A 19,861-nucleotide genomic window follows, 5' to 3' on the forward strand; every position below is an offset into this window, starting at 1 on the left:
TTGTCGTATATTTGTATGATGTTTTTATGAGAATTCTTCTACAAGTGATAATAATCTCCTGCTTATTCTTAAAAAATTATTAAAAAAAATGACCGATCAAAAATGACCGGTCATTCTGACACAACTTACAATATTAATTATTTGCCTGCCAGGACTTTATAACCTTCATAACGACTCTTGGCATCGTTCTGCGTCTTCTCAAAGAGTGCTTCAGCAGCTTCGGGGAAGGAACGCTGGAGATTGATGTAGCGGTTTTCGCCCATCAGGAATTCCTGGAACTTGTCAAAGTTCGGTTCCTTGGAATCCAGGCTGAACGGGTTCTTGTCCGTATCCACCAGCTGCGGGTTGTAACGGTAGTTCACCCAATAGCCGCATTCCACAGCCAGTTTTGCTTCGAGCTGGCTGTTGCCCATGCCCTTGCGGATGCCGTGGTTGATGCACGGTGCATAGGCAATGATCAGGGACGGGCCATGATAAGCTTCAGCTTCCGTGATAGCCTTCATGAGCTGGTTGTGGTCAGCGCCCATAGCCACCTGAGCCACATAGACATAGCCGTAGGACTTGGCCATCATGCCGAGATCCTTCTTCTTGGTCTTCTTACCAGCAGCAGCGAACTGGGCGATGGCAGCAGCCGGCGTGGACTTGGAAGCCTGACCGCCAGTATTGGAGTAAACTTCGGTATCGAAGACGAGGACATTGACATCTTCGCCGGAAACCAGCACATGGTCAAGGCCGCCGTAACCGATATCGTAAGCCCAGCCGTCGCCGCCCAGGATCCACTGGGAACGCTTCACGAAGTAATCCTTGTTGTCATAGAGCTTATTGAGGAGCTCATCGCTGCCCTTTTCAGCATCCAGCAGAGCCGCCAGCTTGTCGGCACGTTCACGGGAGCCTTCGCCCTCGTTCATGTTGTCAACCCATTCCGTCAAAGCGGCCTTGAGTTCTTCGCTGCCCTTGCCGGCTTCTACAGCAGCCTTGGCATCAGCAGCCAGGGAATCACGGACGGATTTCGTACCCAGGAACATGCCCAGACCGAATTCAGCGTTATCCTCGAACAGGGAGTTTGCCCAAGCCGGGCCATGTCCCTTGTGGTTCACCGTATAAGGCATAGCCGGTGCACTGCCGCCCCAGATGGAGGAGCAGCCCGTAGCATTGGCTACCATCATGCGGTCGCCGAAGAGCTGGGTCAGCAGTTTTGCGTACGGAGTCTCGCCGCAGCCTGCGCAGGCGCCGGAGAACTCGAGCAACGGCTGTTCGAACTGGGAACCCAGAACCGTGCTCTTCTTCATCGGGTTCTTCTTCGGTGCAACCTTCTTGGCATCTACACCGTAATCGAACCAAGCCTGCTGTGCCTTGAGCTCGTCATCCAGCGGCTTCATATCGAGAGCCTTCACCGGGCAGACCTGAGCGCAGTTGCCGCAGCCCAGGCAGTCCATCGTGGATACAGCCACCGTGAAGGTATAATCTTTGATGGCCTTCGTCTGCTTGGAGGGGAAACCTGCCGGAGCATTCTTGAGCTCTTCTTCCGTGGTGAGAACCGGACGGATAGCAGCATGGGGGCAGACATAGGAGCACTGGTTACAGCCAATACACTTGTCCGTGTTCCAAACCGGTACATTGATAGCCGTACCGCGTTTTTCGTAAGCAGCACCGCCTACCGGGAAGGTACCATCCACCATTTCGCCATTGAACTTGGATACAGGCAGCTTGTCGCCTTCCTGACGGTTCATGACATCCTGGACTTCCGTGATGAATGCCGGAACATCTTTCTTCTCTACGGCTTCATCAGCAGCATCAGCCCAAGCAGCGGGAACCTCTACCTTGTGCAGGGCTTCGATGCCCTTGTCGATGGCGCCGTTGTTCATGTTGACGACTTTCTCACCCTTCTTGCCGTAGGACTTGACCACTGCGTCCTTGAGGTATTCCACGGCAGTGTCGATGGGAATGATGGCCGCAATCTTGAAGAAGGCAGACTGCATGACCATATTGAAGCGGCCGCCGAGCCCCAGTTCCTTCGCGATATCCACAGCATTTACCGTATAGAACTCGATATCGTTCTTGGCGATATAGCGTTTCATATAAGCCGGCAGATGCTTGTCGAGATCTGCATCGGACCAAACGGTGTTCAGCAGGAACTTGCCGCCCTTCTTGAGTCCGGCCAGCAGGTCGTATTTATAAACATAGGACTGCTGGGAGCAGGAAATGAAGTCCGCATTGTTGATGAGATACGGGCTGTTTATGGGCTGCTTGCCGAAGCGCAGGTGGGACATGGTGATACCGCCGGACTTCTTGGAGTCATAGGCAAAGTAAGCCTGAGCATACATGTCCGTCTTATCACCGATGATCTTGATGGCGCTCTTGTTGGCACCAACCGTACCATCAGAACCCAGGCCCCAGAACTTGCAGGCGGTGGTGCCTTCCGGTGTCAGATTCACATCGCTCATAACCGGTACGAGGCTCGTATGGGTTACATCATCATCGATACCGATGGTGAAGCCATCCTTCGGGGCGTCCTTCTTGAGTTCTTCGAACACAGCGAAAATCTGATCCGGCGTGGTGTCCTTGCCGCCGAGGCCGAAACGGCCGCCCACGATGATCGGGTTGAGCTCAGAACCATAGAACGCAGATTTGACATCCAGATACAGCGGCTCGCCCAGAGAACCCGGTTCCTTGGTATGGTCAAGAACAGCGACTTTCTTGACGGTCTTCGGCATGAACTGGAAGAAGTGCTTGATGGAGAACGGACGATAGAGATGTACGGACATCAGGCCGACCTTCTCGCCCTGCTTGTTGAGGTAATCCACCGTTTCCTGCACGGCCTGGCAAACAGACCCCATGGCGATGATGATGCGGTCAGCATCCTCGGCACCATAGTAGTCGAAAAGGTGATGCTCACGACCCGTGATCTTGGCCATATCCGCCATAGCCTCTTCCACCAGTTCCGGCAGAGCGTCATAATAAGCGTTGGAAGCTTCACGTTCCTGGAAGTATACATCCGGATTCTGAGCCGTACCACGGATAACCGGATGATCCGGATTCAAAGCACGACGGCGGAATTCCTTCACAGCTTCCCAATCGAGGATCTTGCCCAGGTCATCATAATCCACCACTTCGATTTTCTGGATCTCATGGGATGTGCGGAAACCATCAAAGAAGTTGATGAAAGGTACGCGGCCTTTGATGGCTACGAGATGAGCCACAGCAGCCAGGTCCATGACTTCCTGCACGCTGGCTTCGCAGAGCATTGCGCAACCGGTCTGGCGGGCAGCCATGACATCCTGATGGTCACCGAAGATATTCAGGGAGTTTGCGGCCAAAGCACGGGCAGATACATGGAATACACCCGGCAGCAGCTCGCCAGCCACCTTGTAAAGGTTCGGAATCATAAGCAGGAAACCCTGGGATGCGGTATACGTGGTGGTCAGAGCACCAGCCTGCAACGAACCATGCACAGCACCAGCGGCACCAGCCTCCGACTGCAGTTCAATGACGCGGACCTTCTGACCGAAGAGGTTGGTCTTGCCCTTGGCTGCATCTTCATCCACATGCTCAGCCATCGGTGAGGATGGCGTAATCGGATAGATTGCAGCAACGTCCGTAAAAGCGTAGGAGATGTATGCGGCGGCCTGGTTGCCGTCCATGGTTTTCATCTTTTTGCTCATGTTGTTTATTGCTCCCCTCTAAAATAGAATACGTTGAATAAGGAACAGGAAATCGAGTTGCCTGTTCACACAATCTCTATTATACACCGCCGCAAAACAATTGTAAACAAAACGAAAACGCACTTTTCATAATTGTAGGTTATCTTACAATAATCATTATAAGATATTTTTCCCGGCAGCAGGATTTATTTATCCATTGTCGAAGTATTGCAATAAATCATGGGATTGCTTTTGCCGTAAGTGAATGGGATCTGCTGAATTGATTGGGAGCGTGATTCACAAATGATCAAAAACATCACTATCTATGTCATCATGAAACTGGAATACGGACAGGGACAGGAAAATGTCTATTCCAGCATCCTCAACGTATCCTCCAGTAAAAGCACCGCCGAAACCTTCAAAGAACATTATGAGGAACTGTTTGCCGACGAAATCCAGAATGAACATGATGGACGCTTCGTGTCCATCCATATGCACAAGGCACTGATCCAGTTGGACGATGAGATCATCGCCCCGGACATGTTCATCCGGTTTATCGGCGACAAGAAAATCAAAGATACGTTCTAACACATAACACAGATTTCATTTATTGGAACTATAAATAAAAAATATTATGCGTAAAAAATCCCCGCTGAAATTTCCTTCAGCGGGGATTCATTATGTTTAAAGTAATGGTCGGGATGACAGGATTCGAACCTGCGGCCTCTTCGTCCCGAACGAAGCGCGCTACCAAACTGTGCCACATCCCGGCAACGAATAATAGTATAGCGCAAACCAAAACACAATGCAAGTATTTTTTTTACTTTTATTATGATTTTTTTATTTTTTTTCCGCCATTACTTCCTTGAGGCCATAAACAGCACCGGCAAAGGCGGCGCCCATAATCCGCGTTTCATGGTCTGGCTGTTTTTTTAGCTCACTTATACGCGCATGGAAAGAATCCTCTGCTATCGCTATATTCAGGTAAATAGCCAGGCTGAGCTTGTCCTGCAACTCCTTAGAAGTCAGAAATCCTGCTACCAATTTGCCACGGCGCTTTGGCTTTTCGGCGGCGGTCAGAGCATTGGATACAGCCTGTATGATCGGATCATGAAATTTGTCTGCCACCCGCCAGGCTGACATGCAGGCCTTTTTCATCTTCATGCCATCCCTGACCAGGAAGAAAATAATCAAAGATGCCATGGCCAATACGCTTTTATTGATCGTTGCCCGCTTATTGCAGGATTCATACAGTTCCACGGGATCTGCATCCGTCCGCAGCCCCAGATCTATCGCCTGGGAAATATCTTCTGCGCCTGGCTGAAAGAAGAGCCCTGCCGCCGTCATACAGCCACGGGCACGCTCTACTGCGTCTCTATCCATGTTCATCACCTCGGCGATTTTTGCCATCCTATTCTAATCCTGCACTTCTCGCGGCAGCCGTTCTGCACATCGATTGCAGCATCAGCATGACCGTGGTCGCCCCCGGATCCTGATGACCGATACTGCGCTCACCGATGTAGGCGGCCCTGCCCTTGCTGGCCTGAATCGTCTTGGTATATTCCACGCCTTTCCCAGCCGCTTCAGCACCAGCCTGGAGAATCTCCACAAAGCCATGTCCCTCTTCCAAAGCCTGTTGCATGGCTCGGACAGCCGGGAACAAGGCATCCAGCATGGTCTTTTCCCCTTCCGTGCTCCTGCCGATATGTGCCACGCCCATAGCACCTTCCTCAAAGGCTGCCACGAGATTTGCCTCTTCCATTTCGAGATTGTCAATCTTGATCATGCCAGCCTGCAAATAGAATTTGCCAAACAAAGGGCCAGCGGAGCCGCCGATTTCCGTGATACAGCGCATCCCTACATGCTGCAGGATCTCTCCCATATTGTCTTTATTAGCTTTTAATTCCGGCAGATCCCTCAGGATGATGCGGGCAAAGCGGGCCATATTCGTGCCATGGTCGCCATCACCGATGACGTTATCCAAATGATTCAGTTCTTCCTCATGCTCGATGATATCCCTGCTGATTGCCTCCAGGGCATCCAGCATATAATCCTTTCCAAACATACAGACGTCCTCCTTTAACGCCTGATAACGGGCGTTGCCGCTGCCGCATCATAAAGTGCTTTCAAATGCGGATCCAGGCGCATCAGGCTGATTGAAAAACCGCCCATTTCCATCGAAGTCATATAGTTGCCAATCATCGTGTCGTAAATCACGATTCCCTGTTCAGCCAGGTACTCATGCACGAATTCATTGATCACATAAAGCTCCATCAATGGTGTACCACCGAGACCATTGATCAGCACCACCACTTCGCTGTTCTCATAGTTGCAATCGAGCAGGATAAGCTCGAGCATCTGCCGCGCCGTCTCCCTGGCATTCATCATTTCACAACGCACAACGCCCGGTTCACCATGCAATCCCATGCCGATTTCCATTTCCCGCTCCCCCAGCTCAAAACTGGGCTCGCCATCTGCCGGAATCACGCAGGGACGGCAGGCAACGCCCACCGTACGCAGGCCGCAAGCTGCCCATTCTGCCACTTTCTTTACGCCGTACAGATCTGTTCCCATTTCCGCTTCGGCTCCGGCAATCTTCAGGATCAGCACCACGCCAGCCAGACCGCGCCGCCCGACAGACTTATTTTTCTGCGTAGCTACGTCATCGGCTATGACAACGGAATCCACCGCAATGCCTTCCATCTGTGCCAGTTCCATCGCCATGCGGAAATTCAGCACATCGCCGGTATAGTTCACGATAATGCAGAGCACACCTGCTTCCGTCTGTACTTCCCGGATTCCCTTCAATATCATATCCGGTGTAGGCGAAGAAAAAATCTTGCCAGGAATGGCTGCATCGAGCATTCCATAGCCCACATAACCGCTGGGAGCCGGCTCATGGCCGCAGCCGCAGCCAAAGGCCAGCGCGACTCGGTCCGTTCTCAGCTTCTGCCTGACCATGACATTACAGTCCGGCAGCTGACGGAGAATCCCTGGCTTTGCCAAAGCCATTCCCCTTGCGACTTCAGCTTCCAGATTTTCCGGCTCGTTGATGAACTTCTTCACGACCTCACCTCTTTGCATATATCAGACAGAATTTTACCAATGTTCATTAATTCGTGCCGAGGTTTCTTTTTTCCTGCCTGCCGAAAAGTTTTTACCGCAAAGAAAAACTGCACAAAGTCTTTCGACCATGTGCAGTATCGATTTATTTCCAATGCAGATATACCAGCCCTGCCACCTGCAGCAGCAGAATCACCGGCACACCGTAACGGAATTTCAGATGCCTCGTCTTATGCCGGAAAACCTGCATAGCCAGCAAAGCCCCGATGCTGCCACCCAAGAGGGCCAACAACAGCAGTACTTTCTCCGGCACCCGCCAACTGTCCAGCTTGGCAAAGAGCTTATCGCCGCCGTAAACTACCAGAACCACTATGTTGATGATTGCTAGATACCAGTAAAATATTTCGTGCATGTTCATAATACTATCCTTTATCCACCAAAATAACCAATCTGCCCGACAACATCCTTATTCTTTTCCTTGCATTCCAGGATGCGTTTATACAATCTTTTATAGTATTCCTTGTAAATCGGTTTCAGGGGACTCTCCTGAATGGCTTCCAGGGCTTCCACAAGTTCCAGATCCGAATACTGATGCGGGTGATGCATGACATCCACAGCTCGATGCAAGTCTTTCATGATGCGCTCTTCCTCCTACACAGAAATACACAGCTATCCCTATATTTGAATTCCATACGAGCGCTAAAAGTCCTGCCTGTTCATGCAAGTTCTTTGCTCATTTTGAAGTAATTCATTTTTGTGTGTCATTCTAAAATTTCCACATCAGTCCCAGACTGCCCGTAGCGCCTCTTTTATTGCCACAGGCTGCGGTTGCCCCCAAATTCAGCGTAAGATTGCTGTTTCGTGGCTGATACAGCCAGCCGAGCTCAAATATCCCCCGATTTCCCTTGAGACTTGGAACAGCTGTACTGTACCCTGCTATTGTGGCTCTGGCATCCCCAGCAAATTCGCGCTCGTAGTAAGCACCAATATAGCCCTTGCTGTCCGCATTGAAAGTATGCATCAGCCGGGTGCCAATCCTGAGGCGATGGCTGTCTACGGCTGAAAAATGATAGGTCTCGCCTGTGGTCAGGCGGACAGAATCGCTGCCTGTACGGCTGTAAAAATATTTGAGGAAAACATCCAGTTCATTGTTCCCCGCCAGCCTGAGAACCTTGCCCATTCCGAGATGCGCCCCCCAGTAATTACTGCTGGTATCATAGCCAACGGCTGTTCCCTCATAGCCCGTAAAATTACGGGAACTATAATCTGCCTTGGTTCTGCCGGCACGGAGACTCCCCTCGTAATACAAGCCTCTGTTTTCCTTCAAGCGGACAAATAGTGCACCTCCAGCATAGTCGCTATCCCCTTCGCCGTTCATATGCCCGTAATAGCTGTCATAGCTGCCTTTTCCGTATTCTCCCACCAGGCCATAAAGCAATGTCCCTCTGTCCTTTTTGATTTCCATGGCGACGCCAAGAATGCCGCTGAAACCGCGGCTATCCACATGGGAGCCGGTCTGATAGCGGTACTTGCCGCCCTGCATAGCAAAGAATGGCGACCATTCGCCCTTAGCGGTATCATTTTCTGCTCCTGCTGCTTTTTCAGCCTGAGGCAATCCCTCTGCCGCCAGTAGGTCTGCCCCTCTGTTTAGAAAGGCTGACTGAGCTGCACGAGTCTCCACTGGAGATTTCGTCTCACTGTTCACTTCCGCATCGCCCAGAACCGCTTGCAGATTGTGGGAATCTTTGTTAAGGCTGTAGCTGTATGTGAGGGAAACGCCCTGCCTCAACGTCCCTGCTGTCTGGCTGCCATAGCTCAGCGCCCCCTGCGAGGAAATGAGATTTATGGTCTGACCTCGAGAAAGCCTCCTCATAGATGCTTTCACTGGAAGCCAGGTCAGCCACTGCCCCGCCCGAAAGATTTACCGTATTGTTGCGCGCATCTCCATCGTCGGCCTTGCCACCCCAGATGAACGCCCGATAGCCGCCGATGGTACCGCCATTTACCGTTACCGTATTATTGTCGGTATTGCCTGTGCTATAAGCGCGTGCCCCAAAGAGGTAAACACCCTGTTCGAATGCACCGCCATTGACTGTGACACGATTGCCTTTGGCATCGCTGCCTCTATTGCCAAGGCCGGCGGCAATGAATGTCTGCCCCTGAAAACTTCCCCATTCACCGTAACGTAGTTATCTGAGGCAACGTAGCCCTCATCCATGGCATTGCCGGCATAAATGCCGGCAGATTGCTTTGTCCCGGATTTATTGACGAAATTGCCGTCATTGATGATAAGTCCATTGCCGATGGCACTGCCACTGCTCCTTGTGAGTCCGCTATAAAAATAATTGGAGTATTTCTCTGTACCGGAGGAGGTATCTCCATCGACCGTGTAAGTCCCCCCATTTATCGTTAAGGTACTGTTTGAGACTGTCCCCTCTTTCGTATAGGCATTAAAAAAACCACTGGTGGCCGCCATAATAACTGTAGTCCTTATCCAAAACCCACTTCACATCGGATACATTCCCTGTATTGCCGCCATCTCCAGAGCCATAATATGTCTGATCCTCCGCAGCGACTGTCCCAGAAACTGACAACCAGCAGAATACTGCCGCAGTCAACAATGCAACTTCTTTTTTTATCATTAAAATTTAACTCCTTTCGGTACAAACTGGTGATGCAACGACCTTGGTACGGGCATCCATCCTGCCTCTCCCTCTCTCTTCTTTTGAGTTCGGTAGCACCTGTTGCCGTGGCCCTTAAAATGTTGGTTTTGAAATAAACGCCCCAGGAACCACGCTGCCATCAAAGGCAGAGCCAATAAAGTGGGCATCAGACGCTTTACCATCAAGATGGCAAACAACACAAAGCCCAATAAAAGTAAGATCCACGCAACCCCCATATTCATCCCCTCCCTACTACATTAAATAAACCAATTTACTAATTATTTCGACAGGTATTAGGCGAATCCTCTTTCGTTGGTCACACATTATATGTTGACTTTTCAGAAAAGACCATCTATTATAAAGGAAACATGCTACAGCCCAAGGCCGTTTGCATGAAAATCGAAAAAGGAGTTGAATGGGATGAAGAAAAAAATCACCACGATTGTACTGGCAATGTTCTGCCTGCTCATGAACAGCTGTCTGGCTATGAGCCAGGAAAGCAAAACCGATTTGGACAACGAGCTTGCCCAAATGGTTGGGGATACTGGCACGAAAGTGCCAGGGCTAGGGGTAATCGCCTTTAAGGATGGCAAGGAAGTTTACAGCAGCTTTCAAGGTTCAGCTATTATCGACAGCCAAAATCCACAAAAAAATCAACCCTTTACCCGCGAAAGTCGTTTTCGCGTAGCTTCCGTCTCCAAGATGTTTACCGTGTTCACGATTATGCAGCTGGTCGAACAGGGAAAACTTAACTTGGACGACGATGTGAGCAAATATTTGGGCTTCACGCTCAGAAACCCCAATTATCCGAATACGCCCATTACCGTGAGAATGCTGGCCTCTCACCAATCATCCCTGCGTGATGGCAAGATTTATAGCATTCCGCCACAGATGGGGCTGCAAGAATTCTTCCGTAAAGATGGCAAGTTCTATGAAGATGGCGCGCACTTTGCACCTGCCGGCCAGGAACCGGGCAAATACTTTGCCTACAGCAATCTGAATTACGGCCTGTTAGGAACCATCATCGAAAAAGTTACCGGCGAACGCTTTGACCAGTATCAAAAGAACCATATCTTAAAACAGCTGGATATAAAAGCGGATTATCTACCCAGTAATTTCAGCCAGAAGGAATTTAAGAAACTCGGCGCAGTTTATCAGAAAAAAGACACCGCCGGCGTCTGGAATGAAAAAGGTCCATGGCGCGCTACGCAGGATGGCTATCCACAGGGACAGCCGAAAAAAGATACTGTTGCCTTGCAGAACCCTTATGCCGAAAACTTCCAGGACACTTACAGTCTGAAGGATTATGTTCCCGGCACCAATGCTACGGTATTTTCCCCGGCAGGCGGCCTGCGGATTTCCTGTGGGGAACTTTCCCATACGCTTTCCATGCTGCTCAACGATGGTACCTACAAGGGCAAACAGGTGCTCTCCCCGGCTTCGGTTAAGACTATGCTGGGCCGCGAATGGATTTATGACGACAAAACCAAGAACGGCAACAACTATGGCGGCACGATTCTCTCCTATGGCTTGGGCATTTACCAGATGGACGGCAAGAGTACAGCCCGCTTCTGCAAAGACACGGAGATTGACCTGGTGGGACACACCGGTGAGGCTTTCGGTCTGCTCTCCATGCTGGCCATCCGTCCGAACACCCAAGATGGCTATGTCTACATCATGAACGGTGAAGCCATTGAAGAGGACGAAGATGCACGCAGCGCCGGTAAATTCAGCAACAACTACATCTGGGAAGAAACCCTTGGCGATGCGATTTGCCGCAATGTGTTTGTCCGCTGATAAAACCAAATACCTGCTTTTGTGATGTAGCACAATGTGTATATGATGGAAATATAAACATCGGGATTATTGTCAATGTAATAAAAAAAGGGATTTCGACCTTGCCATTTTTTCTGGCAATTTGTCGAAATCCCTTTAGTATTGGAACTTCCAGCTTTTTTATTTATCTTTCCGTGACAGTAAACATACGCTCTCGACATGCGAAGTGCAGGGGAACATATCCACAGGCTGTACCTTTACGGCCTTGTAGCCCAGTTCGTCCAGGATGGCGATATCGCGGGCGAGGCTTGCGGGGTTGCAGGAAACGTAGACAATGCGTTCCGGCTGCATGTTGGCGAAGGTTTCAAGAACCGTGGGCGTACAGCCTGCGCGCGGCGGATCTACGACGACTACATCGGCACGAGTGCCCTGTTTGAAAAGGCGGGGCATGACCTTTGTGGCATCACCGACGATGAATTCAGCATTGCGCACATTGTTGTCCCGAGCGTTTTTCTGCGCGTCCAGGATCGCCGGCTTGACGATTTCGATGCCGATGACGCTATGAGCCTTTTGCGCCAGGAACAGGGTAATCGTGCCCGTGCCGCAGTAAGCATCAATGACCGTTTCCTGACCAGTCAGATTGGCGTATTCCAGGGCCTTGCTGTAGAGCACTTCGGCCTGACTGGTATTGACCTGGAAGAAGGAGCGCGGAGAAATATGGAAGTTCAGGCGGCCAATGCTGTCCTGAATGGTCGGACGGCCCCAGAGAAGTTTCGTATCGCGGCCCATAATGACGTTGTTATGGTAGGTCTGGATATTCTGATGAACGCTGACCACCTTGGGAAGTCTTGCCCGCAGCATTTTGACAAATTCTTTTTCCTTGGGCATGGTCTTGGTCGCCGTGACGATGACCACCATGATATCGCCGTTCCTACCCACGCGGCCCACCACATGGCGCAGCACGCCCGTATGCTTGTCCTCGTTGTAGACAGGGATATTCAGCTTGGTGACGATTTCCCTCACGGCATTGACCACTTCGTTGTTGCCTTCCTTCTGGATATGGCAGTCGGTGGTGTCAATGATCTCATGGCTGCCCTGGGCAAAGCAGCCGATGATGGTCTTGCCCTTGTCGCGGCCAATGGGGAATTGCATCTTATTGCGGTAGTTCCAGGGCGTTGCCGCACCGATAGTCGGTTCCACATGTAAATCCGGCTGCTTGCCGATGCGGGTTACCGCATCGATGACCTGCTGGCGCTTGGCCTGCAGCTGGGCCATATAGTCGAGATGCTGCAGTTGGCAGCCACCGCACTTGTCGTAAATATCGCAAACAGGCTCTACGCGGTCAGCACTCTTGGTCAGGATTTCCTTCACATACCCCTTGGCATAGGTCTTCTTCACCTCATCAATGACCGTCAGCACCTTTTCCCCCGGCAAGGCATAGGGCACGAACACCGTAAAGTCTTCGTAGCGGCCTACGCCTTCCCCGCTGGTACCCAGCGTATTGATTGCGATTTCATAAGCTTTTCCTTTTTCGACGGGAACTTTTTTGCTCATTTCTTACCTCTTTCGTTTAAAACTCTACCTTGTCAAACAATTCCATAGGGCTGTCTATGAGTATCTTCGCCCCATGCTCCACTAATTCCTCTTTTGGGCGGAAGCCCCAGGTCACACCAATAGCCAGCATGCCGGCATTCTTAGCCGTATCCATATCCACGCTGGTATCGCCAAAATAGGCCACTTTCTCAGGCTTTACGCCCATCTTATCCGCAATCAGCAGGACCTTTTTCGGATCCGGCTTGCGCGGCAGGCCTTGGCAGTCGCCGATTACGGACATAAACATATCCTTAGGAAATAGTTTATCCACGATAATGTCTGCCGCCGACTGATGCTTGTTGGTGCAGATGCCCAGAGGGATATTCTTATCCTGCAAGGTCTGCAGCATTTCCATAATGCCGGCATAGCAATCGGTCTTATGGGTAAGATTGCGGTCATAGCAGGCTTTGTAATTGGCCAGTGCCTCATCCACAAAGGCTGCATCTGCGCCCTTTTCAGCGGGCAGACAGCGTTCCATAAGCTTGCGGGAGCCGTTGCCCACGAAATAGCGGTATTTGTCAATGTCATGGGTAGGATAGCCATAGCTTGTGAGCATTTCATTGGCACTGTCGGCCAAATCAGCCAAAGAGTCAATCAGGGTGCCATCCAGATCGAAGATGGCGGCTTTGTATTGCATGATTTCTCCTTTCACAAAAGAAAATACGCCTTCCCCTCCGGGGAAGGCTTTTATTCTACTGTTTTTATCAGTTCAGTTTTTCAGCCAGCAGTTTGTTGACCATCTGCGGGTTGGCTTTGCCCTTGGAGGCTTTCATAACCTGACCTACGAGCGCGCCGATGGCTTTCTTGTTGCCGCTCTTGTAGTCGTCAACGGCCTTCTGATTGTTGGCGATAACCTCGTCCACAATGCCTTCGATGGCCTTGGTGTCGGTAATCTGTACCAGGCCCTTGTCCTTGACGATTTTTTCCGGGCTGTCGGTGTTGGTCCACATTTCCTTGAATACCTTCTTGGCAATCTTGCCGGAAATGGTGTCCTTCATGATGAGCTGAATCATCTCGCCCAGGCGCTGTGCCTCAACGGGGGATTTGCTGATGTCGATGCCCTCGTCGTTGAGGTTCTTCAGCAGGTCGCCCATGATCCAGTTGGCGGCCAGCTTGGCATCGGCACCGGTAGCCACCACAGCATCAAAGTATTCCGCCATGGCCCGGGAGCTGGTGATGATGCCGGCATCGTAATCGGACAGGCCGAATTCTTCTTCGAGGCGGGCACGGCGGGCATCCGGCAGTTCCGGCAGCTCGCTGCGGTACTTCTCGATGGTTTCTTCGCTGGTCACGATGGGTGGCAGGTCCGGTTCCGGCATATAGCGGTAGTCATGGGCATTTTCCTTGCTGCGCATGGAAAGGGTAATGCCGCGGGCGGGGTCATAGGTGCGGGTTTCCTGCACGATATGGCCGCCGTCTTCGAGAACTTCCGTCTGACGCTCGATTTCGTAGTTGATGGCGTCTTCGAGGTTCTTGAAGGAGTTGATGTTCTTCATCTCCGTGCGGGTGCCGAGCTCTTTCGTGCCGACAGGGCGCAGGGAAACGTTGATATCTGCGCGCAGGTTGCCTTCTTCCATGCGGCAGTTGGACACATCGATGTATTCCATGATGGCCTTGATTTTTTCCATGTAAGCACGGGCTTCCTCAGCGGAGCTCATATCCGGCTCGGATACGATTTCGAGAAGGGGCACACCGGTGCGGTTGTAGTCCACGTTACTGGAGTTGGAATCCTTGATGGTGGTACCGGAATGTACCAGCTTGCCAGCGTCCTCCTCCATATGGATACGGGTCAGGCGGATGCATTTCTTCTCGCCGTTCACATCGATATCCACCCAGCCATGCTCTGCGATGGGCAGGTCGTACTGGGAGGTCTGCCAGTTCTTCGGCAGGTCAGGATAATAGTAGTTCTTGCGGTCGAACTTGCTGTACTTGTTGATTTCGCAGTTGGTAGCCAGGCCGGCCTTGATGCCGAACTCCACCACCCGCTGGTTTACCGTGGGCAGCACCCCGGGCATACCCAGACATACAGGGCACACGTGGGTGTTCTGGTCAGCGCCGAACTCCGTGGCACAACCGCAGAAAATCTTGGTTTTCGTCTTTAATTCACAATGTATTTCCAGGCCAATGACGGCTTCGTACTTCATCAGTTGTTACCTCCCAGCTGCGGCATCTTCGTGTGATAATCCTGGCTCTGCTCATAGGTGTAAGCCGCACGGATGATGTTTTCCTCGTCCAAGGCCTTGCCGATAAGCTGCATGCCGATGGGCATTCCCTTGCTGCTCATGCCGCAGGGAATGGAGATACCTGGCAGACCTGCCAGGTTCAAAGGTACCGTGCAGGCATCCTGCAGGTACATCTGCAGGGGATCGCCGGACATTTCGCCAATCTTGAAGGCAGTGGTGGGAGCCACCGGTGCCAGAATCACGTCAACCTGTTCAAAGGCCTTGGCATAATCCTCAGCTACGAGGGTACGCACCTTCATGGCCTTGAGGTAATAGGCATCGTAGTAACCGGCGGACAGGGCGTAGTTGCCGATAACGATACGGCGCTTCACTTCTTCGCCGAATTTTTCCGTGCGGGTGTTGGTCATCATGGAAACCAAATCTTCACCCTCCACGCGTTCGCCGTAGTTTACACCGTCATAGCGCTGCAGGTTGGTAGCAGCTTCAGCCGGAGCAATCAGGTAGTAGGCGGAAATGGCATAATCCGTATGAGGCAGGGAAATCTCGACGATTTCAGCGCCCATTTCCTTGTACTTTTCGATAGCCGTGCGGATGGCCTTTTCCACTTCCGGGTCCATGCCCTTGACGAAGTATTCTTTCGGCAGGCCAATCTTGAGGCCCTTCACATCTTCCACCAGCGCCTTGGTGAAGTCAGGAACCTCAGCCACGCTGGAAGTGGAGTCCATATCATCATGACCGGCGATGATGTTAAGGATATTGGCACAGTCCGTCACATCGCGGGTCACAGGGCCAATCTGATCCAGAGAGGAACCGTAGGCCACGAGACCATAACGGGAAACACGGCCATAAGTCGGCTTCAGGCCAACCACGCCGCAGAAGGAAGCCGGCTGACGGATGGAGCCGCCGGTGTCAGAACCCAGGGACCAAATGGCCGTACCAGCAGCCACGGAAGCCGCGCTGCCGCCGGAGGAACCGCCGGGCACGCATTCCGTGTTCCAGGGGTTGCAGGTGGGATGGTAAGCGGAGTTTTCCGTGGAACCGCCCATGGCGAACTCGTCCATGTTGAGCTTGCCCAGGATAACCGGATTTTCCGCCTTGATTTTCGTCATAACCGTAGCATCATAAGGCGGCACGAAGTTTTCCAGAATCTTGGAAGCGCAGGTGGTCTTGATGCCCTTGGTGCAGATATTGTCCTTGATGGCGCCGGGGATACCTTCGAGGAAAGAAATCTCCTCACCGCGGGCAATCTTTTCATCCACAGCCTTGGCCTGAGCCAGAGCTTCCTCACGGGTGATGGTCAGGTAAGCCTTGACATCCCCTTCCACTTCGTCGATGCGAGCCAATACGTCTTCCGTCAGCTCGACGCTTGTAATTTCTTTATTCACCAGCATGTCATGGAGCACATGAGCCGGTTTTTCATATAATCTCACGTTGAATCCTCCTGCCTTAGTCTTCCAGAACCTTCGGTACTTTGAAATAGCCATCTTCCTTGAGTGGTGCATTGGCAAGGGCCGCATCACGGTCGAGGGACTCCTTCACTTCGTCCTTGCGGAACACGTTCTGCATGGGCAGCGCATAGGTGGTCGGCTTGACGTTCTCCGTGTCCAGTTCGGCAAGATTATCCATATAAGTCAGGATTTTATCCATTTGACCGATGTACTTTTCTTCCTGATCGGCGGGAATTGCCAGACGGGAAAGAACAGCTACATTCTGCAAATCTTCTTTGGTAACTTTCATTTTCTCACCATCCATAGATGTTAATTGTTATCGTTTAAAAACACACTTCGCTATTATAGCACAAATACCGGCACTCTAAAAGTTTTTCGTTTTCAATTTCCGCAAATAAGTCTTATGCTCCAGACTGACACGCCTGCTCTCGATGGCCTTTTGAATGGCCTTGTTATGAGTCCAAGGTGCCAGACGCTTATCTTCAATAAAGGGCAAGGCCGCTTCATACTGCTTGGCCAAAGCCGTGGCAAAGTACCAGGCAATCATCATATTGATATAATATTCCTCAGAACGAATCTGTGCTGCCATTTCCAGATATGACAGGTCAAAATCCTCATCGAGGAAATGCGTCATCAGCATGCCAATGGCAAAACGCACGGTATAAGTATCCTGAGCTTGCAGCCATATCTTTATCTGCCCCCAAAGCTCCGGCCGGTGCTTTTTGAACACTTTAGGCGACATCTGGTCACAGGTAGCCCAATTATCAACATAGGGCAGAAATGCATTCACATATGCCATACATTGGTCATATTCCTTGACCAACGAAATCATAAAGGCATGGAGTTGGTTTTCCTCGTGGTATTTATGGGGCAGGCTGGATAGAAAAACTTCTGCCTCCCCAGAAGTCATAATCTCTTTGGCCAGCTGCCGCAGGGCTGGCGTCCGTACACCGATGATTTTCTCCGGCAGCACTGTGGGTATCAGCTTGCTGCTGAATTCCTGATATGGCTTATCTTGCAACTGAAATAATTCCTGCTGAATATCCATCTGCTCTCGCACCTCCCACATATCTACAACATGGTTATTGGATCAATATCAATGGCCACATCCGCCCGCACATGGAGCTTCTGTCCCCGCAGGAATTCCTGCACTGCCGGCAGGTCGGCGGTCTTTATCAGCACCACAAAGCGGTAGATGCCCCGGAACCGGACGATTACTGCCGGGGACGGGCCGATGATCTGCTGCTGCTTGTTATTGGCAAAATACTGATTGAATGCTGCCACCAGCCTTTTTGCATTGCTCTTGGCCATGTTTTCCTCTTCATGCTGGAACAAGAGCTTTACCAGGCGGCTGAAGGGCGGATAAAAGAGCCCCTGCCGCAGCTTCATTTCCTGCTCATAGAAGCCCTCGTAATCCTGCTCGATACCGCAGGTCACGGCGTAATGTTCGGGATTATAGGTCTGTATGATGACCTTGCCCTGAGTGCCATGGCGCCCGGCCCGGCCAGCGGTCTGGGTAATCAGCATAAAGCAGCGCTCTGCCGCCCGGAAGTCCGGCAGGTTCAGGCTGGAATCAGCGCTGATTATGCCCACCGCCGTCACATCGGGAATATCATGTCCCTTGGCCACCATCTGTGTCCCCAACAGGATGTCGTACTGTTTTTCCCGGAATTTCTGCAGGATTTCCTGATGGGCAAACTTCGTATTGGTGGTGTCCCTGTCCATGCGGATAACCCGGGCAGAAGGCACTAATTGGTGCAGCTCCTGCTCCAGCTTTTCCGTGCCGGAGCCGAAGTATTTGATATAGCGGCTGCCGCATTTGGGGCACACATCGGGCACCGGCTCCGTCACATCGCAGTGATGGCATGAGAGTCTGCCATTCTTATGGTAGACCAGCGGCAGCCCACAGAGCTTGCACTTGATGACCTCGCCGCAGGAGCGGCACATGACAAAGGTGGAAAAGCCCCGGCGGTTCAGCATGATGATAATCTGTTGATTTTGCGCCATGGTAGTCTCAATGAGCTGCCGCAGGGCCGCCGACATGATATGACGATTCCCCATGCGCAGTTCGTTACGCATATCCACGCATTGCACCAAAGGCAGAGGCAGATTGCCGATGCGCTTGGGCATATTGAGCAGGGTAAATTCCCCGTTTTTTGCCCGGTAATAGCTTTCCAGGGAAGGCGTGGCACTGCCCAGCAGCAGGATTGCCTGATGGATTTTGGCCAGTTCCTCAGCCACTACCTTGGCATGATAACGGGGGGATTCGTCCTGCTTGTAAGACATATCCTGCTCCTCATCCATGATGATCAGCCCCACATCCGAAGCCGGGGTGAACAGGGCGGAACGGGCGCCGATGATGATGCCGGCCTCTCCCCGCCGTACCCGCAGCACCGCGTCGTTGCGTTCAGCCAGGGACAAACGGCTATGGATAACCACAATATCTTCGGGGAAATACGCCTTAAAGGCCATCACCACCTGCCCGGTCAAGGCGATTTCCGGCACCAGCACGATAACCTGACGGCCAGCCGCCCGCACCTTGCCGGCCATTTCGATATAGACCTGGGTCTTGCCGCTGCCCGTAACGCCTTTGAGCAAAAAGCCCTGATACGTGCGGCCTGCCAAAGCCGGTTCCATGGCCTCCAGTGCCTTTTGCTGGTCAGCGGTCAGTTCCACTTCCGCCTGTCTGACGGCCGTCTCACCATAACTGTCCCGCAGGATACGGCGGTTTTCCAGCCGGATCAGGCCATCTGCTGCCAAATTCTTGATGGTCGGCGCGGATATCTTTTGCGCTTTCATTTCCTTTACGGCCATCTTCCCTCCGGCAGCGGCGAGCACTTCCAGGGCATGGGCCTGAGCTTTTTTGCGCTTGTAGCCGGCCAGCAGTTCTGCCGTCACAGTCACCTGCAATATGGCATCCTGCTCATAGCGCGCCTTTTCCCGCCGATCTGCAGTGTACTCCTTGCGGACGATGCCATACTGCACCATTTTGTCCAGCATAGCAGGCAGCTCTGCCTTTAATTCCGGCAACATTCTGCCCAATGCAGGGCGGCTGAGGTTTTCACACAAAAGCGCCTCATATACCTGCCGATATGCGGCCATCTGCAGGAGCAGATGTTCCCTTTGCGCTTTCTCTGCCCCATAGAGCACTGTTATCTTCAGGCCGCTTTTACCGGGCATAAAGAGCCGCATCATTTCCGCCAGGGAACACAGATAAAACTCCGCCAGCCAGCGGGCTGCCTTCAGCACGTGCGGGGTGAACCAGGCTTCCTCGTCCACCGCTGACTCGATGGGCTTGAGCTTTATAGCGCCGATTTCCTCTGCTGTCTTTTCCGCCACCGATACGATAAAGCCTTCCACCTTGCGCCCGCCAAAGGGCACAAAAACGCGCCAGCCTGCTTCCAGATAGGAAAGCTCGGCTGGCACGCTGTAGGTATAAGCCTTGGCTATGCTTTTTACGGGAATATTCACAAAGACGCTGGCTGTCAGCATGT

The 19,861-nt window shown here is 51.9% G+C and carries 19 protein-coding genes and 1 tRNA gene; 2 read left to right on the plus strand and 18 right to left on the minus strand.

Annotated elements, in window-relative coordinates; translation table 11 throughout:
- Nucleotides 1–137 precede the first annotated feature (137 nt).
- On the minus strand, nucleotides 138–3,662 hold the full coding sequence (gene nifJ, locus SELR_RS10325) for a pyruvate:ferredoxin (flavodoxin) oxidoreductase (RefSeq protein WP_014425175.1): 3,525 nt from the start codon (nucleotides 3,660–3,662) through the stop codon (nucleotides 138–140).
- A 282-nt stretch (nucleotides 3,663–3,944) separates the two neighbouring features.
- Here nifJ and SELR_RS10330 point away from each other — a divergent pair, with 282 nt between their 5' ends.
- Entirely contained in the window at nucleotides 3,945–4,229 is a 285-nt protein-coding gene (locus tag SELR_RS10330) for a hypothetical protein (RefSeq protein WP_014425176.1), read from the plus strand.
- 105 nt (nucleotides 4,230–4,334) lie between these two features.
- On the opposite strand, the gene SELR_RS10335 is transcribed toward SELR_RS10330, so the two are convergent.
- From SELR_RS10335 to SELR_RS10380, 10 genes are all read right to left on the minus strand, one after another.
- Nucleotides 4,335–4,411: transfer RNA gene (locus tag SELR_RS10335), tRNA-Pro, on the minus strand.
- Between the two features lie 70 nt (nucleotides 4,412–4,481).
- On the minus strand, nucleotides 4,482–5,051 hold the full coding sequence (locus tag SELR_RS10340; RefSeq protein WP_041914383.1) for a hypothetical protein: 570 nt from the start codon (nucleotides 5,049–5,051) through the stop codon (nucleotides 4,482–4,484).
- 1 nt (nucleotide 5,052) lies between these two features.
- A complete protein-coding gene (gene dhaL, locus SELR_RS10345; RefSeq protein WP_014425178.1) occupies nucleotides 5,053–5,706 on the minus strand; it encodes a dihydroxyacetone kinase subunit DhaL in 654 nt (217 codons plus the stop codon).
- A gap of 14 nt (nucleotides 5,707–5,720) precedes the next feature.
- Nucleotides 5,721–6,707 (minus strand): dihydroxyacetone kinase subunit DhaK, encoded by a 987-nt coding sequence (locus tag SELR_RS10350; RefSeq protein WP_014425179.1) that lies wholly within the window; start codon nucleotides 6,705–6,707, stop codon nucleotides 5,721–5,723.
- 142 nt (nucleotides 6,708–6,849) lie between these two features.
- Complete coding sequence (locus tag SELR_RS10355) at nucleotides 6,850–7,116, minus strand: DUF1294 domain-containing protein (protein ID WP_041914746.1); 267 nt, start codon at nucleotides 7,114–7,116, stop codon at nucleotides 6,850–6,852.
- Between the two features lie 17 nt (nucleotides 7,117–7,133).
- Nucleotides 7,134–7,340: a hypothetical protein gene (locus SELR_RS10360; RefSeq protein WP_014425181.1), complete on the minus strand. Its 207-nt coding sequence runs from the start codon at nucleotides 7,338–7,340 to the stop codon at nucleotides 7,134–7,136.
- Nucleotides 7,341–7,470: 130 nt separating this feature from the next.
- Nucleotides 7,471–8,577 carry an autotransporter outer membrane beta-barrel domain-containing protein gene (locus SELR_RS10365; protein WP_014425182.1) on the minus strand — a complete coding sequence of 369 codons (1,107 nt, stop codon included), beginning with the start codon at nucleotides 8,575–8,577 and terminating at the stop codon, nucleotides 7,471–7,473.
- Between the two features lie 135 nt (nucleotides 8,578–8,712).
- Nucleotides 8,713–9,180, minus strand: a complete 468-nt coding sequence (locus SELR_RS18395; RefSeq protein ID WP_041914385.1) for a hypothetical protein — start codon at nucleotides 9,178–9,180, stop codon at nucleotides 8,713–8,715.
- Entirely contained in the window at nucleotides 9,155–9,346 is a 192-nt protein-coding gene (locus SELR_RS19140) for a hypothetical protein (protein WP_014425183.1), read from the minus strand. The genes SELR_RS18395 and SELR_RS19140 overlap by 26 nt, the downstream gene beginning before the upstream one ends.
- Nucleotides 9,346–9,603 (minus strand): hypothetical protein, encoded by a 258-nt coding sequence (locus tag SELR_RS10380; RefSeq protein ID WP_041914386.1) that lies wholly within the window; start codon nucleotides 9,601–9,603, stop codon nucleotides 9,346–9,348. The genes SELR_RS19140 and SELR_RS10380 overlap by 1 nt, the downstream gene beginning before the upstream one ends.
- A gap of 184 nt (nucleotides 9,604–9,787) precedes the next feature.
- Between SELR_RS10380 and SELR_RS10385 the strand changes: the two genes are divergently transcribed.
- The gene (locus SELR_RS10385; RefSeq protein ID WP_014425184.1) at nucleotides 9,788–11,164 is read left to right on the plus strand and encodes a serine hydrolase domain-containing protein; all 1,377 of its coding nucleotides are present in this window, start codon (nucleotides 9,788–9,790) and stop codon (nucleotides 11,162–11,164) included.
- A gap of 159 nt (nucleotides 11,165–11,323) precedes the next feature.
- Here SELR_RS10385 and rlmD read toward each other — a convergent pair whose 3' ends face one another.
- The 7 genes from rlmD to priA form a co-directional block, all read right to left on the minus strand.
- Entirely contained in the window at nucleotides 11,324–12,697 is a 1,374-nt protein-coding gene (rlmD, locus tag SELR_RS10390; RefSeq protein WP_014425185.1) for a 23S rRNA (uracil(1939)-C(5))-methyltransferase RlmD, read from the minus strand.
- Nucleotides 12,698–12,713: 16 nt separating this feature from the next.
- Nucleotides 12,714–13,373: an HAD family hydrolase gene (locus SELR_RS10395; protein ID WP_014425186.1), complete on the minus strand. Its 660-nt coding sequence runs from the start codon at nucleotides 13,371–13,373 to the stop codon at nucleotides 12,714–12,716.
- 67 nt (nucleotides 13,374–13,440) lie between these two features.
- Nucleotides 13,441–14,880 carry an Asp-tRNA(Asn)/Glu-tRNA(Gln) amidotransferase subunit GatB gene (gene gatB / locus SELR_RS10400; protein ID WP_014425187.1) on the minus strand — a complete coding sequence of 480 codons (1,440 nt, stop codon included), beginning with the start codon at nucleotides 14,878–14,880 and terminating at the stop codon, nucleotides 13,441–13,443.
- Nucleotides 14,880–16,349, minus strand: coding sequence for an Asp-tRNA(Asn)/Glu-tRNA(Gln) amidotransferase subunit GatA (gene gatA, locus SELR_RS10405; RefSeq protein ID WP_014425188.1), 1,470 nt, complete (start codon nucleotides 16,347–16,349; stop codon nucleotides 14,880–14,882). The genes gatB and gatA overlap by 1 nt, the downstream gene beginning before the upstream one ends.
- A 16-nt stretch (nucleotides 16,350–16,365) precedes the next feature.
- Nucleotides 16,366–16,656 carry an Asp-tRNA(Asn)/Glu-tRNA(Gln) amidotransferase subunit GatC gene (gene gatC / locus SELR_RS10410; RefSeq protein WP_014425189.1) on the minus strand — a complete coding sequence of 97 codons (291 nt, stop codon included), beginning with the start codon at nucleotides 16,654–16,656 and terminating at the stop codon, nucleotides 16,366–16,368.
- A gap of 75 nt (nucleotides 16,657–16,731) precedes the next feature.
- The gene (locus SELR_RS10415) at nucleotides 16,732–17,415 is read right to left on the minus strand and encodes a DNA alkylation repair protein (RefSeq protein ID WP_014425190.1); all 684 of its coding nucleotides are present in this window, start codon (nucleotides 17,413–17,415) and stop codon (nucleotides 16,732–16,734) included.
- Between the two features lie 23 nt (nucleotides 17,416–17,438).
- The gene (gene priA / locus SELR_RS10420; RefSeq protein ID WP_014425191.1) at nucleotides 17,439–19,859 is read right to left on the minus strand and encodes a primosomal protein N'; all 2,421 of its coding nucleotides are present in this window, start codon (nucleotides 19,857–19,859) and stop codon (nucleotides 17,439–17,441) included.
- Nucleotides 19,860–19,861: the final 2 nt, after the last annotated feature.

The organism is Selenomonas ruminantium subsp. lactilytica TAM6421 (assembly GCF_000284095.1).
Taxonomy (GTDB): domain Bacteria; phylum Bacillota; class Negativicutes; order Selenomonadales; family Selenomonadaceae; genus Selenomonas_A; species Selenomonas_A lactilytica.

Coding starts and splice junctions, on each gene's coding strand:
- nifJ (WP_014425175.1), bottom strand. CDS start 3,662: ATGAGCAAAAAGATGAAAACCATGGACGGCAACCAGGCCGCCGCATAC.
- SELR_RS10330 (WP_014425176.1), top strand. CDS start 3,945: ATGATCAAAAACATCACTATCTATGTCATCATGAAACTGGAATACGGA.
- SELR_RS10340 (WP_041914383.1), bottom strand. CDS start 5,051: ATGGCAAAAATCGCCGAGGTGATGAACATGGATAGAGACGCAGTAGAG.
- dhaL (WP_014425178.1), bottom strand. CDS start 5,706: ATGTTTGGAAAGGATTATATGCTGGATGCCCTGGAGGCAATCAGCAGG.
- SELR_RS10355 (WP_041914746.1), bottom strand. CDS start 7,116: ATGCACGAAATATTTTACTGGTATCTAGCAATCATCAACATAGTGGTT.
- SELR_RS10360 (WP_014425181.1), bottom strand. CDS start 7,340: ATGAAAGACTTGCATCGAGCTGTGGATGTCATGCATCACCCGCATCAG.
- SELR_RS10365 (WP_014425182.1), bottom strand. CDS start 8,577: ATGAGGAGGCTTTCTCGAGGTCAGACCATAAATCTCATTTCCTCGCAG.
- SELR_RS18395 (WP_041914385.1), bottom strand. CDS start 9,180: ATGGCGGCCACCAGTGGTTTTTTTAATGCCTATACGAAAGAGGGGACA.
- SELR_RS19140 (WP_014425183.1), bottom strand. CDS start 9,346: ATGATAAAAAAAGAAGTTGCATTGTTGACTGCGGCAGTATTCTGCTGG.
- SELR_RS10380 (WP_041914386.1), bottom strand. CDS start 9,603: ATGGGGGTTGCGTGGATCTTACTTTTATTGGGCTTTGTGTTGTTTGCC.
- SELR_RS10385 (WP_014425184.1), top strand. CDS start 9,788: ATGAAGAAAAAAATCACCACGATTGTACTGGCAATGTTCTGCCTGCTC.
- rlmD (WP_014425185.1), bottom strand. CDS start 12,697: ATGAGCAAAAAAGTTCCCGTCGAAAAAGGAAAAGCTTATGAAATCGCA.
- SELR_RS10395 (WP_014425186.1), bottom strand. CDS start 13,373: ATGCAATACAAAGCCGCCATCTTCGATCTGGATGGCACCCTGATTGAC.
- gatB (WP_014425187.1), bottom strand. CDS start 14,880: ATGAAGTACGAAGCCGTCATTGGCCTGGAAATACATTGTGAATTAAAG.
- gatC (WP_014425189.1), bottom strand. CDS start 16,656: ATGAAAGTTACCAAAGAAGATTTGCAGAATGTAGCTGTTCTTTCCCGT.
- SELR_RS10415 (WP_014425190.1), bottom strand. CDS start 17,415: ATGGATATTCAGCAGGAATTATTTCAGTTGCAAGATAAGCCATATCAG.
- priA (WP_014425191.1), bottom strand. CDS start 19,859: ATGCTGACAGCCAGCGTCTTTGTGAATATTCCCGTAAAAAGCATAGCC.